Source organism: Cognatishimia sp. F0-27 (genome assembly GCF_020667845.1).
In the GTDB taxonomy this organism is placed as follows: Bacteria; Pseudomonadota; Alphaproteobacteria; order Rhodobacterales; family Rhodobacteraceae; genus JAFMPQ01.
Window position 1 is genome coordinate 1 of the sequence record NZ_JAFMPQ010000051.1, and the last position, 13,614, is coordinate 13,614.

The window sequence follows — 13,614 nt, forward strand, 5'->3', positions numbered from 1 at the left end:
TATCGGGATATCGGGATATCGGGATATCGGGATATCGGGATATCGGGATATCGGGTGACAAGATCACCTTGGTTGTTGAGGTCAACCGCTGAGCGGTTCGGAACGCGTGTTTCTTGAAATTCATGGCGCAAGCGCGCGTCAATTGGGGCGCCGGGTTCTGGCCCGACAACATGCCGCGCATCAGTTCTTCGGGCGCCGCGCGCATCGGACGCTGGAGGCGTCGCCTCCCGCGGCACAGCGTAACACGCGAAATCCTGCCCGAAGCTGGCCGGCTCAGCCTTCCGATGCCTTGAAAGCCGGGTCGACGGGCACCTGAAGCGCGGTCACCAGGCCGTTTGTCATCATCGCCATGCCGATAACCGCGATCAGCTCGTCATGTTGCGCCTCGGTCATGCCGCGTGCCTTGGCCGCCGCCGTATGGGAATGGATGCAATAACTGCATCCGTTCGCCGTCGAAACGGCCACATAGAGCATTTCCTTGACCACCGGATCGAGCGCGCCGGGTGCCATGACTGTTTTGAGCCGGGACCACAGCGCTTCGAGCGTGTCGGGATCATGAGCGAGCGCGCGCCAGAAATTGTTGACGAAATCCGAACCTCGTGTGGCGCGGATATCGTCGAAGACGGCTTGCGCACGGGGGTCGAGCGCGTCGTCCTGCAGAAGGGTGCGGGTCGCCAAGGGTCAGACCATCGCAAAGATGCGTGCCGGACCGCCGGTGCCGCCCACATGGTTTGGCGCGCCCACGACCAGCGTCGCTCCGGCGGCAGGCACGTCCTTGAGCCCGGCGAGGTTTTCGATCCCGTATCGGCCCGCGGGAAGCCAAGCGTAGTGTGTCGCGAAATCCGCCGATGGCCCGTGGTCCAGCGACAGCGTGTCGACGGCAATCGAGGCAGCGGAGGTTTCTTCCAGCAGCATCTGCGCGGCCTCGACGTGAAAACCCGGAAAATGCAGCCCGCCAGCCTCATCGCGACCTGCGTAGTCATCGGAGGCGGTCTTGTCGGCCCAGCCCGAATGCATGGCGACACAGGCCCGGTCCGGGATATCGCCATGCGTCGAGATCCATGCCCGCAGATCATCGGGGGTCACCTGCGCGTCACGATCCTCTGCCGCGCGTGCGGCAATGTCGATCACGCAGAGCGGCACGACAAGATCCCCGATGGGGATCTCGTCAACCGAGGCCCCATCCGCAGAGAAGTGCAGCGGTGCGTCGAGATGGGTGGCCGTGTGTTCGCGGATCGTCAAATCCAGCAGGTTGAAGCCGTGTTCGGCGAAATTGAAGACCTGCTGCGCCGCGATCCCGGGCTCGTTGAAGAAGGTCGGAAACTCTGCGCTCAGCTTGTGCGTCATGTCCCGCACGCTGCCATGGCCCGCAGCCATTGCCGGGGGCGCAGATGCCGTCGCGCCCAGCGCCAGTCCGGCTGCCGCCGTGGCCGAAGCGGTGAAGAAGTCTCGGCGTGAGAGCATCCGCTCCTTGACCGAATTGATGACGCAAATATCGCACATGGGGCTTGCCTTCCCTGTTGGTGATCCTGCTGCCCGTCTCCGGCCGTCTGCCGCTTGCCTGCGTGTGGGCGAGCCTAGCACGAGATCTCCCGCAACGGGCAAGCCTTTGTTGCCGGAGTCGTCACTGGCGCGGGGTGGTGCACCGAATGCAGCGCCGCACCTCTGGAGCGGTCGGATTGAGGGGCCAGCCCCTCAAACTCCCCGGGATATTTCGAGCCCAAAGAAAACAGGGGCGGCGTGTTTGATTGGCGGTTGGGCCGGGCGAGAGGGTGGAATCAGGGCAAGAGAGGGGGGGGGGTGGCCCCTGTGCGGCGCGCTGCGGGGGTGCCTGTCCCGTGCCCTCTTGTGGGGCGGGACGCCGCTGTGTCATGTGCCTGCGCCCGGCTTGGGTTTGGCCAGCGGTGCGTAGTCGCAGCGGCTGGGCTTGATATCGAGCAAGGGCGTGCCGTTGAGGCAATCGAGGCCACGCACCGAAAGCGTTGTCTCCGTGCGACCGCGCAGGCGGACAATCGCGGTTCCGATCGGGTTGGGGCGCACCGGCGAGCGCAGCGAAAACGTGCCACGGGTCGCACCCGGTGACTTCGGCGATTGCGTCAGCAGATCACGGCGCGCGTGGTGCAGCCAGTACAGCAGCTCGATATGATCGAAACGCTCGATTTCCCTCAGCGCCGATGCCAATTCCGGCAGCAGATGCACGGTGCAATCCGGACCGTTTTCCGGATCACCTTGGCGCGGGCAAAGCGCGCGGGTGGTAAACGGCGTTTCGATATGGCCAATGAACACAAGCTCGGCCGCCGCCGGCAGGGGTTTTTCGAGAAGGGTTTCACCGGGGCGCGGTGCATCGGAGGGGGCTGGCGTCTGGCTCATGCCGCCAGTCTGGCGCGGCGTGGCGCCGTCGGCAAGGCCCCTCGGGCGTCAGATCGCCACGCGCAGGACTCCAGCGGCGGGCACCGGACCATCGGGGCTGTCGATCTCAGCGTTTGTATGATTAAACCAGAACCGTTCCGCACCGGTGTCGCGGCATCGCAGCCCTTCGGGCATAGGGGTGACCGACAAATCCGCGCGCTTTGCCACGCAGGCAACCAAACGGTCGAGCCCGCTTTCGTCCAGCCAGGCGGCACAGTAGAAACATGCCTGCGAGCCGACGAGAACGGGTGTGCCATCTTCCAGCGTCAGGATCGGGTCCGCGCGCGTTTCCAGCGTTTCGAGCCAATGCACCGCAGCGCCTCCCCCGTCGAGGGGGCGCGGCATGTCGGACCGAAATGTCTCCAGCCGCGACACGGTGACGTCCAGGCCGGGCCAATCCGGCGGCAATGGCACGGGAAGGCAGAAATCGACATCACGCGCCGCGCTGCGTGGCCCGATCAGCACCGAAGCCTTGGCCGCGCTCAGGGTTGCTTTGAGCGCGTCGGGTACATGGACAAGGCCCGGCGCAAAAACCGCGCGATATCCGTCGAGTTGTCGCGTGGTCGGCGGCAGGATGTCGACCGACAGACCCGCGCGGCGCAAGGCCCGGTAATGCTCGAACACCAGATCGAAATACCGCAATCCATCCCCTTGAGGCTGTGTGTTCCAAGCCCATTCGGCGTCATAGTCATAGATCAGCGCAACGGGGGCTTGCGCAGGCGCCACTTCCGGGGCATCGGCCAGTTCGCGGGCGACCGTCTCGGCCTCCGCAAAACCCTCCGCCGCTACACTGTCGGGGCGCAAAAGCCCGGCGTGAAGCTGTTCTTGCGCGAAAGGGGCTTGCCGCCAGCGGAAATAGAGCACGGCCTCGGCGCCATGGGCGAAGGCTTCCCATGTCCAGAGCCGGACCATCCCGGGCAGCGGCGCGGGGTTGACCGGTGCCCAGTTCACCGGACCGGGTTGTTGCTCCATCACCCACCAGCGCGGAATCGCCGGGGCCCCCGGAGCCTCGCCCGCAACAGCGCGGTAGAGGTCATGGTGAAAGGCCTGGAAATCCGGATCGCCTTGTCGCGCATAGGCGCGCTGGCGGGCAGGCGTGGCACCCACGCGGTCTTCCAGAAAGCCAAGCGGGTAGCTGTCCCAGCTCGCGATATCGAGGTCGGCTCCGGTGGCGTAATGATCGAACTCGGTCACGCGCCCCATGTAGTTATGGGCGACCGGGGCCGCGCTGTGAGCCCGCAGGATCTCCACCTGTGCACGGTTGAAGGCCACCACCTGATCGGAGGAAAAGCGTCGGAAGGCTTGTACATGGGCCGGGTTCGGCTCGGTCACGGTGAGGTTGGGCAGGTCGATTTCGTCGAAGTCGCCATATTCCATTGACCAGAAGACAGTGCCCCACGCGGCATTCAGCCTGGCAACATCGCCGTATCGCGCGGCGCACCAGCGACGAAACCCGGCGCGCGCGGCGTCGGAATAGCTCAGCACCGTATCGTGGCAGCCATATTCATTGTCGGTCTGCCACGCGGCGACATGCGGGTTGCGCCCGAAGCGGTCGGCGAGAATGCGTGTGATGCGGACCGCCTCATCGCGGTAGGGCATGTGTGAAAAGCAATAATGCCGCCGCGACCCGAACCCGCGGGGCCGCCCCTCGGCATCGCAGGCCAGCATGTCGGGATGGCGTGACAGCATCCAGCGCGGCGGCGTCGCCGTGGGGGTGCCAAGCACGACCTTGAGCCCGGCCGCCCCCAAGGTCTCGATCGCCCGCTCCAGCCAATCGAGTTGAAGATCCCCGGGACGGGGTTCGATCCGAGACCAGGCGAACTCGCCGATCCGCACCCAGGTGAGCCCAAGCGCCGCCATGCGGTCAGCATCCTGGGCCCAGATTTCCTCGGGCCAGTGTTCGGGATAATAACAGCACCCCAATGTGCGTTTCATGGCGGCACCTTCAATCGGTTTCGGTTCGGGCCCGGGGGAGAAGTTCGGAGCCTCACGGGTATGGATCAGACAACCGGTTCGACAGCGGCTTCGGGCGGGAGGGTGACACGATGTTCGCGCTGCCCGCAATGCGCTGTTGGCACGGCAAAGGTTTGACCCGCGCGCGTGTCATCCGCCGGCGCGTCCTGCAGAGCGGAGGTTGCAAAAAGCGTTGCGTAATCGGGGCCGCCAAAGGCCGGACAGCTGATATGCGCCGCTGGCATTTCGACAGCGTCGCGGAATGCGCCGGCCCTGTCATAGCAGGCCACGCGGGATGCGCCCCATTGCGCGACCCAGAGCTGCCCTGCGGCGTCGATCACCGCGCCGTCCGGGTTCAATCCGGCTTCGCGCAGATCCACGTAAGGCTCCGGTGTGCCGACCGGCCAGCCCTCCGCATCCAGCGCGACACGATGAATGATCCGGGTGGGCGTATCGGTGAAACAGGCACTGCGCCCGTCGGGTGCAAAGCAAATCGCGTTCGAGATCGTGATCGCGTCAAACAGTTTGCGCAACGCCCCGTCGTGGTAGCGATAGATCGCGCCGGCGCCCGGCTCTGCGTGAAACCCCATGGTCCCGATCCAGAACCCGCCGAAGGGATCGGCGCGCCCGTCATTGGACCGGGTGACGGGATTGTCAGCCTCCAGAGCGACAAGGCGTTGTTCGGCACCGGTCATCAGGTCAAACCGGATCAGGTCGCGCTCGGTGGCCACAAGCAACGTCTTGTCATCCACCCATCCGGCTGCGGAGACGGCGCGGTCGAACTGCCAGCTGCGTTGGCTCTTCCCATCATGTTCGTAGAGCCGGTGGGACAGGATGTCGAACCAGAACAGGCTCTCGCGCGTCGGGTGCCACAGCGGCCCCTCGCCAAGAGTGCAGGCAGTGTCGGACAGGATCGAAACGGTCATGGGCAGGTCCGGTCTGAGGATCAAGCGCCTGGGCGCGTCAGGGGGCGTTCGCGGCAATACGCGGGAAACCCGGGGGCCGTCAGGCACACCCGTCAAAGGCAGCGACCAGATCGCGCGCCCGCGCGGCGGTGTCGGCAACGCTTCGGCCGGGTGTATAGAGCGCGGTGCCAATGCCGAAGCCGGTCGCGCCAGCGGCCATCCATTCGGCGAAATTGTCGGGCCCCGCGCCACCCACGGCAAAGGTCTGGGTTTCGGCGGGCAGCACGGCCGCCATGGCCTTGAGCCCCGCGGGGCCGATCAGGGACGCGGGAAACAGCTTGAGCCCGTCGGCGCCGTTACGCAGGGCCGCAAAGGCTTCGGTCGGGGTCATGACACCGGGATAACTCAGCATGCCGGCCTGCTTGGTGGCCACGATCACGCGCGGGTTCATATCGGGAGAAACGACCATCCCTGCACCCAATTGACCGAGCCGAAGCACGTCGTCGGGGTTGAGCACGGTGCCCGCCCCTATGGTGCCGCGCCCCTGTGCCGCGTCGAGCATGCGTGCGATGCTGTCAAAGGGCTCGGGTGAGTTCAGCGGCACCTCGATCCGGTCGATACCGGCATCCAGCAACGCCTCGGTCATCGCTGCGGCGTCTGCGGGGGTGATGCCACGCAGGATGGCGATCAGGGGACGGCTCATGGCAAGCACTCCAGGAATGAGACCACCGCAATTGCTGCGTCGTGGCGTGCATGGGACATCGGGCAAAGCGGATCTGCCCACGAGGGCGCTCCGCACCCGGTGTCGATCCTGCCCTGCGCAGCAAAGCCGATGGCGCGTGCTGGCGCAGGACACATGGTGCGGCTCACGAACCGGTCCTCGCATCCGCGTCCTGCTCGGCGAAATAGGCCGCCTTGAGGCCTTCGAGCGTCATGCGTTCCGCATCTGCGATCATCACCGGCAAACCCTGATCCTCAAGGCTGATCCGGTAAGCGTTGGCCAAGCCCTTTGCGCCCAGAACGGCAACCTGCTGCCCAAGCCAATACGGCTTTGCCGCAGCCAGTTCCATGCCGACAAGCAGCCCCGACAGCCGCGACCGCGCCACCACCGGCGGCAGGTCGTTCAACAAGGCTTCGGCGCGCAGGGCGAAGAGGTCAGAGCCCAGAGAGGCCGGGCGGGAAAGCCCACGCGACATGGCCGACAGGAACACGTCCTCGTCGAGCCCGTCCACGGCCATGGAATGGCGCAGCACCGATTGCGTCGACAGGAGCGAGAACAGCTCCCCGGTCATGAAGGTGCGGAAGGATACAACCTCCCCGGCGCTCACATGCACCCATTTGCTATGCGTGCCAGGCAGGCACACAATGCCGTCATAGCCGGGGTTGAGCGCGAGAAACCCCGCGATCTGGGTCTCTTCACCGCGCATCACATCCGCCGGATCGACCTGTTTGATCCCCGGCAGGATCCGCACATCGAGCCTGTCGGTGCGGGTCGGTGCGCGCACGGCCCTTTCAGCGGTGGGTGGCACGCATGGTGTGGCGGCATAGGGCGCCTCGATCCAGCCCTGACGACTGCCCGCCATGCCGCAGATCATCACGGAAAGCCGGGCGTCCGGCATCGGCAAGAGCCGCAGCAGCGCCGGTTCGAACCCGTCTGGTTCCAGCGTGCCCATGCCATCGGCGCTGGTTGCCCAGCCCACCACACGCCGCCCGCGCAGGAACCACGCGCGCACATGCGAGGTGCCCCAGTCAACCGCCAGCCAGTCAGGTTCGGGCGCACCCGGCTCGATATGGATTTCCGGTGCCGCGCTCATGCAGCCACCGTGACCACGCCGCCATCAACGGCGATGCATTGGCTCGTCATCATGCGGCTTGCCTCGGAGGCGAGAAACAAGACAGGCCCCGCAATGTCATCCTCTTCAAGATGGGTCTTGAGGCATTGCTTGCCAAGCTGGTCCGCCAGAGACGCCTCGGTGGCCCATTTTTCGCGTTGCTTCTCCGTCAGAACCCAGCCCGGCGCAATCGCGTTGACCCGGATGTTATCCGGGCCGAACTCGCGGGCCAGCGACCGGGTCAACGCAGTGATGCCGCCATTGGCCGTTGCGTAAGCCGGGTAACCCGCGTTGCCCATCATGTAGCTCACCGAGCTGAAATTCACGATCGACCCGCCACCGGCGCGCTTCATTCCCGGCAACGCGGCCTGTGCCGTGAAGAAATAGGATTTGAGGTTGATCTCCATCATCCAGTCCCAGAAAGAGCCCGTCACCTCGAGCGTGTCATGGCGCTGGTCATTGGCTGCGTTGCAAATCAGCCGGGTCACGTCGCCATGGGCGGATGCGGCCTCTTCCATCGTCGCGCGCAACCGGTCCGTGTCGGTGACATCGCAAGTCATGAAGAGCGGTCGGTTTCCGCCGTGCTTTTCCTCCATCCGATCACAGAAAGCGGTCGCATCGGAGCGCTGCACAAATGCAACCTTGGCCCCCTGCCCCAGAAAGGCATCGGTCAGCGCGGCACCGATCCCGGCACCGCCACCGGTGATATAGACCGAGGCCCCTTCGAGGTCGGGATGGGTCGGCAATCTCATGGGTCGCTCCTCTTTCGTATCGTCTTTGGCCCGTGCGGCCGATGGGTCACCTGCAAGCGGCAGACCGGTCTCCGGTGTCCCACGCATCAGGCCCCGTCGGGCTGGTGTATGCGGCCCTCGACGACCAGCATAGTTTCCGGAAAACGCCACGGCAGCACAAGCCCGTGGTGCATCAGCCACCGTCCCGAAACCGTCATGGGTCCGTCCTTGATGGCCGGCGTTCCACGTGACAGGTGATGCAGCGATCCCCGGTTGAGCAGGCGCACATCATAAAGCCGGTCCGGGTCGAGCCGCGTCAGCCGCAAGGGGCGCGGAGCGATCTGGCTCGACGTGGCCGATGTTCCGGCAAACACGACGAACTGCGCCCCGGTGCGGCACATCTGTTGTTCCGCCGTGACCGCCGGATCGGCGCTGTCAAGCCGCAGGATATCGGCCCGCGCCATCCAGTCCCGGTTGGCCTTCCACCATGCCGTGACTTCGCGCAGCACCGTGGCCTCGTGATCGGTGAGCTCGCGCGGATCCATCTCGAAACCCATGTGCCGCTGCGCCGCGACCCAGGCCCGCATCGCGATGTCAATGGTGCGCCCCGAGGTGTGGCATCGCCGCGGTCCGACATGGCTCCCGGTCACCACCATGGGCAGGAACAATGCCGCATCGTGTTGAATGCGCAGCCGTTCCAGCGCGTCATTGCTGTCAGACAACCAAACGCGCTGGGTCCGGCTCAGGATGCCAAAGTCGATCCGCCCGCCGCCCGATGCACAGCTTTCAATCTCCGTATCCGGAAAATCGGCCCGCAATCTGTCGATCAGCGCGTAGGAGCCGCGCGTCTGCGCCGCGTCTGGCGCCGGCAGAACTCGGTTATGGTCCCATTTGATGTAGTCGATCGGATGGTCGCGCAGAATGGCCGCGATGCGGTCGTAGAGAAAGTCCCTTACCTGCGGCAGCGCCATGTTGATGGCTTTTTGCTGGCGACCAAGGATCTGGTCGTGACTGCCCAGCGCCCAATCGGGATGGGCGCGATAGAGATCGCTGTCGGGGTTGATCATCTCGGGTTCGAACCAGAGGCCGAAGCTCATTCCCAAACCATGAACGTGATCAATCAGCGGACCCAGGCCTTCAGGGTATTTCCGCGGATCCACCTTCCAGTCCGACAGCGCGCGCGTGTCGTCGTCGCGCTGGCCGAACCAGCCATCATCGAGCACAAACCGTTCCGCGCCCAGCGCGGCCGCCCGTTCCGCAATATCCTTGAGCACGGGGATCTTGTGATCGAAATAGACCGCTTCCCAGCAGTTGTAATGCACCGGGCGCGGCGCGCCGGGTTTGGTCCAAGTGACGATCCGGTCGCGCACATGGCGCTGAAAACTCACCGCGCACCCGTTCAGGCCATCCTCGGAATAGACCATGTAGAGCGGCGCGGTGGAAAACTCCGTCCCGGCCTCCTGTTCCATGCGCGCGGCATGGCCCCACTGGATCTGGCGCCGCCCGTCGGCGAGCTCTTCCGCGATCATCCTGTGTCCGCCGGACCAACCGTAGTGAAACGCCCAGACCTCACCCATCGTGTTGGTCGCCCCGCGTCCCGGCAACAAAAGCCCGGGAAAATGCTCGTGACCGGTCCGCCCGGTGCGGTTTTCCCGGTAGCGGATGCCCGGCGCCCAGCGCGTCCGGTTGAGCTGAAACTCGCCGCACCAACGCCCGGAGACGTCGATCATCTCGTCCCCGAGATCGGGCGCCGGCACCACCGGTGCCGCCAACCAGTGCAGGTGAACGGGTGATTGCGCCTGCAAGCGGGTTTGCGCGGTGATGATATGGGTGTCCGGATCGAGCGCGAAGGTGAAGACAAGGCGAAGACCATGCGCCACATCCCCGAAGCGCAGGGTCAGCGCGCCATCTTCAGGATCCTGAACCTCGTCGAGAAACGCAAAGCGCGGCAGGATCGGCGTGCCATCACCGGCCCGCAAGATCAGGCCGGGCTGGCCGGGAAAGCTGCGTTCAGCTTCCGGGCAGATGGACAGGTCCGGGTTTTCGTCGAGCATCCCGCCGGTGACATCCCGCACCGCGCCCGCAGCGAGCGTGGCCGGATCGTCGTGATCGGGCAACCGCGCGCCCCAGTAGACAACCTGTGGCAGACGATCCTGCCTGGCGGCCAGAACAAGGCTCTGGCGCGCATCCTGTAAGATCCAGTGACGCATATTACTTGACGGCTCCGAGCGTGAGGCCTGCGATGAAATGCTTCTGCATCAGGAAAAACATGAGGACCGGCGGCAGTGCCGCAACGATCGAGCCCGCGCTCATCAGATGATAGGCCGCGCGGAACTGCGCGTTGAAGCTGGTGATCCCGGCGGTGACCGGCTGGCTCTCGGGGCCTTGCGTCAGCACCACCGCCCAGAAGTAGTCGTTCCAGATGAAGGTGAAGATCAGCACAGCAAGCGCCGCCAAGGCCGGCTTCATCAAGGGCAGCACCACATACCAGAAGATCCGCCATTCCGCGATGCCCTCGACCCGCGCCGCCTCGATCAGCGCGAAAGGCAGCTGACGGATGAAATTGCGCATGAAGAGCGTGCAGAACCCCGTCTGAAAGGCAATGTGAAACAGCACCAACCCGGTCTTGGTGTTGTAAAGCCCCATGTCGAGCGTGAGATCGCGCACCGGCACCATCAGGATCTGGAACGGCACAAAATTGCCCGCCACGAACATGAAGAAGATCCAGATGTTGGACCGGAACTTGTAGATCCCGAGCGCAAACCCCGCCATCGCCGAAAGCGCCACGGCCCCGATCACCGTCGGCACGGTGATGAGAAAGGAATTCAGCATGTAGCGCGGCATGTCGCTGTCAAAGAAGACCTTGCCGTAATTGCTGAAGAACTCGAACGATCCCGGAGCCCCCCAGTAATTGCCCTGCGTGAAGTCCTCCGCCGGCTTGATCGAAAAGACCGCCACCGCGATCAGCGGCAGGAGCCACATCAGCAACGCCAGCGGGAGGAGCGATTGATAGGTGAGCTGCGCCGCGCGCGGCCGTTTCTGGATCGGTGTCGGAAACATCTCAGATCCCTCCTGTGCGGGCGGCACGTGGCCTCCCTGCCGTGATTTGCGCGCCCGAAATCGACGCCCGCGCGCGCCGCAACGCTGCATTGGGTGCCGCCTGCGGCCCCTGCTGTGGCGGCACATGCCCGCGCGCGTCGCGCAGGGCTGTCCGCGTGTGAACCGGAGTCGTCCGCGCGCTCATCGGCCCTGCTCCTCGCGCCACATCGAAAACAGGAAATATGCGATGAAAACCAGCATGATCAGGAACAGCACCACCGCAATCGCCGCGCCATAGCCCATGCGGAACCCGTATTCCGACAGCGCTTTCTCGAACATGTAGAAAGACAGCACGCGGGTCTGACCGAAAGGCCCGCCATTCGTCATGATCGAAATCAGGTCGAAGCTGCGCAACGCGCCAATGATCGTCACCACGAAAGCGATGAAGGTCGCAGGCTTGAGCTGGGGAATGATGACATACCACAGCATCCGCCAGCCCTTTGCACCGTCGAGCCGGGCGGCCTCGACCTGCTCGGGGTCAACCGCGTTGAGCCCCGTCAGATACAGGATCATGCAATAGGCCGTCTGCGGCCAAAGCCCCGCGGCGATGATACCGTATGTGGCCCAAGTCGGATCGCCCAGCACATTGACGCTTTCGACGCCGAACCATCCCAGCATCGCCGAAAGCAGGCCCTCGTTGGGCAGGTAGAACCACGAGAACACGAGCCCGACGACCACCTGGCTGATCACAAACGGGAAAAAGAACAGCGACTTGTAGAGCCGGATGCCCGTGACCGTCTGGTTGAGAAACAGCGCGATAAAGAGCCCGCCCGGGATGGCCAGAAGATAAAAGACCAGCCATTTCATGTTATTCCAGAGAGAGACCTCGAAGGCGCGGTCATCCATCAGCTCGACGTAATTGTCCATGCCGACCCAGGTTGCCTCGCCCAGCCCGTCCCAGTCGTAAAAGCTGATCGAAATCGACTGGAAGATCGGGATGATGACATAAACCGCAAAGAACAGGATCGCCGGCGCGAGAAACAGCCACGGCGTGACGGCAATCTCGTTGCGCTTGTACCATCCGCGCGGCGCGCGGTGGGTCTCGGGGCGGGCGGTGCTGGACATGGTCCTGATCTCCCTTGCGACTCATGCGGAAGCCGAAAATGGCACGGCTTGCGAATGGGTCGGTTCGAATGGTTTTCGCGTCTCGGTCGGCGCTGTCTTCGGAATGCGGTCAGACCGAAAGATCGTTCCCGCCGGACGATTGAGCCGCAGCGACTGTGACAGACCGCCATTGCCCGATATGCCACCGGGCCGGGGAACGGCGCGCCACGACCCGCAAGGTCCGCGGCGCGCCGGGTGATTACTTGTAGACGCGCTCCTGCACCTTATCGAGGCGTGCCAGAATGTCGTCGAGGTTGTCCGGGAACACCATGAACTCCTGCAAGCCCTGCATGGCTTCCGCTGCCATCTCTGCCGGGTAGTCGCGGTCAAAGAACTGCGCCACACCACCCGGGCTGTTGGAGGACAGCATCTCGAAGCCCTGGTTGAGGAACTTGTCGTCATCGACCGACGCCGCCGCGTTCACCGGAAGCTGGCCGAGGTTAGACCCGTTGTTGATCTCGGTCTGGACATCGGCAGACACGACATAGCGCAGGAATTCACGCGCCGCTTCCTTATTGGAGGCATTGGCAGGAATGTGGAACGTGTCTGTCGGCGCGTCTTCCGCCAGAGCGACATCGGGGTTGATCACCGGGAACTGGTAGAAATCGAGCTGATCATCCGTGAGACCCGCTTCGCGCAGTGGTGCCACGGCGAAGTTGCCCATCAGATATGCCGCGGCATCGCCGTTGACCATGAAGGGCAACGCTTCCTGCCAGCTGTAATTCTGGTGGTTTTCGACAAAAGCCCCCATGTCGATGAGCTCGCGCCAATTGGCGAAGGTCTGGCGCACGCTGTCATCGGTCCACTTGATCTCGCCCGCGGCGAGGCTCATGTGGTGGTCGAAACCGTTGGTGCGCAGGTTGAGATAGTCAAACCAGCCGCCGGCAGTCCACAGGAACTTGGTGCCGATGGTGTAACAGGCGCGGCCCGAGTCGACGATTGCCTGGCAGTTGGACTTCATCTCGTCCCAGTTGGACGGCTCCGAAAGACCCAGCTCTTCGTAGATGTCCTTCCGGTAATAGATGCCCCACTGGTAATAGGTATAGGGCACGCCCCACTGCTTGCCGTCGATGGTCATGGCGCCCTTGGTGGAAGCGAGGTTCTCAGCGATCTCCGGCTCCATCCAGAGGTCAGACACGTCCTCGAAGAGCCCGGCGTCGACATAGGGCTTCATCCGGTTGGCCGCGTACCAAGTTGCGACATCGGGGCTGTCGGCGGTGAGGAAGTTGCGGATCTGCGTCTTGTAGGCTTCGCGGTCGATGACCGTGGTCTCGATGTTCAGATCGGGGTGCATTTCTGCAAAATCCGCGATCATAGCTTCCATGGTCGCACGCGGCGCCGGGTTGGAGGTATCGAGGAAGATTTTCAGATCACCCGAGAGCGCGTGGCTTTCGGCAAAGCTTTGCGAGGCGACAGCCATCGCCAGCGCCGCGACGGACGCTTTCATCATGGAACGCATTGGTTTCCTCCCTGTTGGTCCCATTATCGGAGCCGCGCCAACGCGCCGCCCGCTTTTTGTGCAACCGACCCCAGAAGTGGCCGATCCGGATGCATTCTGGCCGACGACCGGCCGTTTAGTTT

Annotated in this window: 12 protein-coding genes; all 12 read right to left on the minus strand. The window is 64.1% G+C overall.

The window, feature by feature from the left end; all coding sequences use genetic code 11:
• Nucleotides 1–273: 273 nt before the first annotated feature.
• The 12 genes from J1C49_RS19705 to J1C49_RS19760 all read right to left on the minus strand — a co-directional run bounded on the left by J1C49_RS19705 (nt 274) and on the right by J1C49_RS19760 (nt 13,492).
• A complete protein-coding gene (locus tag J1C49_RS19705; RefSeq protein ID WP_227447553.1) occupies nt 274–678 on the minus strand; it encodes a carboxymuconolactone decarboxylase family protein in 405 nt (134 codons plus the stop codon).
• Nucleotides 679–681: 3 nt separating this feature from the next.
• Entirely contained in the window at nt 682–1,503 is an 822-nt protein-coding gene (locus J1C49_RS19710) for a cyclase family protein (protein ID WP_227447554.1), read from the minus strand.
• A gap of 366 nt (nt 1,504–1,869) precedes the next feature.
• Nucleotides 1,870–2,370 carry a tRNA (N6-threonylcarbamoyladenosine(37)-N6)-methyltransferase TrmO gene (gene tsaA, locus J1C49_RS19715; protein ID WP_227447555.1) on the minus strand — a complete coding sequence of 167 codons (501 nt, stop codon included), beginning with the start codon at nt 2,368–2,370 and terminating at the stop codon, nt 1,870–1,872.
• Nucleotides 2,371–2,418: 48 nt separating this feature from the next.
• On the minus strand, nt 2,419–4,344 hold the full coding sequence (locus tag J1C49_RS19720) for a beta-galactosidase (RefSeq protein ID WP_227447556.1): 1,926 nt from the start codon (nt 4,342–4,344) through the stop codon (nt 2,419–2,421).
• Between the two features lie 65 nt (nt 4,345–4,409).
• A complete protein-coding gene (locus J1C49_RS19725) occupies nt 4,410–5,288 on the minus strand; it encodes an SMP-30/gluconolactonase/LRE family protein (protein WP_227447557.1) in 879 nt (292 codons plus the stop codon).
• Nucleotides 5,289–5,367: 79 nt separating this feature from the next.
• A complete protein-coding gene (locus tag J1C49_RS19730; RefSeq protein ID WP_227447558.1) occupies nt 5,368–5,970 on the minus strand; it encodes a 2-dehydro-3-deoxy-6-phosphogalactonate aldolase in 603 nt (200 codons plus the stop codon).
• Nucleotides 5,971–6,133: 163 nt separating this feature from the next.
• Nucleotides 6,134–7,081 (minus strand): 2-dehydro-3-deoxygalactonokinase, encoded by a 948-nt coding sequence (locus tag J1C49_RS19735; RefSeq protein ID WP_227447559.1) that lies wholly within the window; start codon nt 7,079–7,081, stop codon nt 6,134–6,136.
• Nucleotides 7,078–7,851, minus strand: a complete 774-nt coding sequence (locus J1C49_RS19740; protein ID WP_227447560.1) for an SDR family NAD(P)-dependent oxidoreductase — start codon at nt 7,849–7,851, stop codon at nt 7,078–7,080. The genes J1C49_RS19735 and J1C49_RS19740 overlap by 4 nt, the downstream gene beginning before the upstream one ends.
• Before the next feature lie 86 nt (nt 7,852–7,937).
• On the minus strand, nt 7,938–10,040 hold the full coding sequence (locus tag J1C49_RS19745) for an alpha-galactosidase (RefSeq protein WP_227447561.1): 2,103 nt from the start codon (nt 10,038–10,040) through the stop codon (nt 7,938–7,940).
• A gap of 1 nt (nt 10,041) precedes the next feature.
• Nucleotides 10,042–10,890 carry a carbohydrate ABC transporter permease gene (locus J1C49_RS19750; RefSeq protein WP_227447562.1) on the minus strand — a complete coding sequence of 283 codons (849 nt, stop codon included), beginning with the start codon at nt 10,888–10,890 and terminating at the stop codon, nt 10,042–10,044.
• Nucleotides 10,891–11,070: 180 nt separating this feature from the next.
• Nucleotides 11,071–11,994: a carbohydrate ABC transporter permease gene (locus J1C49_RS19755; RefSeq protein WP_227447563.1), complete on the minus strand. Its 924-nt coding sequence runs from the start codon at nt 11,992–11,994 to the stop codon at nt 11,071–11,073.
• A gap of 238 nt (nt 11,995–12,232) precedes the next feature.
• Nucleotides 12,233–13,492 (minus strand): ABC transporter substrate-binding protein, encoded by a 1,260-nt coding sequence (locus tag J1C49_RS19760; RefSeq protein WP_227447564.1) that lies wholly within the window; start codon nt 13,490–13,492, stop codon nt 12,233–12,235.
• Nucleotides 13,493–13,614: the final 122 nt, after the last annotated feature.

Excerpts from the sequence above, each read along its gene's own strand:
- J1C49_RS19750 (WP_227447562.1), bottom strand. The coding sequence starts at position 10,890 with ATGTTTCCGACACCGATCCAGAAACGGCCGCGCGCGGCGCAGCTCACC.
- J1C49_RS19740 (WP_227447560.1), bottom strand. The coding sequence starts at position 7,851 with ATGAGATTGCCGACCCATCCCGACCTCGAAGGGGCCTCGGTCTATATC.
- J1C49_RS19760 (WP_227447564.1), bottom strand. The coding sequence starts at position 13,492 with ATGCGTTCCATGATGAAAGCGTCCGTCGCGGCGCTGGCGATGGCTGTC.
- J1C49_RS19745 (WP_227447561.1), bottom strand. The coding sequence starts at position 10,040 with ATGCGTCACTGGATCTTACAGGATGCGCGCCAGAGCCTTGTTCTGGCC.
- J1C49_RS19710 (WP_227447554.1), bottom strand. The coding sequence starts at position 1,503 with ATGTGCGATATTTGCGTCATCAATTCGGTCAAGGAGCGGATGCTCTCA.
- J1C49_RS19730 (WP_227447558.1), bottom strand. The coding sequence starts at position 5,970 with ATGAGCCGTCCCCTGATCGCCATCCTGCGTGGCATCACCCCCGCAGAC.
- tsaA (WP_227447555.1), bottom strand. The coding sequence starts at position 2,370 with ATGAGCCAGACGCCAGCCCCCTCCGATGCACCGCGCCCCGGTGAAACC.
- J1C49_RS19755 (WP_227447563.1), bottom strand. The coding sequence starts at position 11,994 with ATGTCCAGCACCGCCCGCCCCGAGACCCACCGCGCGCCGCGCGGATGG.
- J1C49_RS19720 (WP_227447556.1), bottom strand. The coding sequence starts at position 4,344 with ATGAAACGCACATTGGGGTGCTGTTATTATCCCGAACACTGGCCCGAG.
- J1C49_RS19735 (WP_227447559.1), bottom strand. The coding sequence starts at position 7,081 with ATGAGCGCGGCACCGGAAATCCATATCGAGCCGGGTGCGCCCGAACCT.
- J1C49_RS19725 (WP_227447557.1), bottom strand. The coding sequence starts at position 5,288 with ATGACCGTTTCGATCCTGTCCGACACTGCCTGCACTCTTGGCGAGGGG.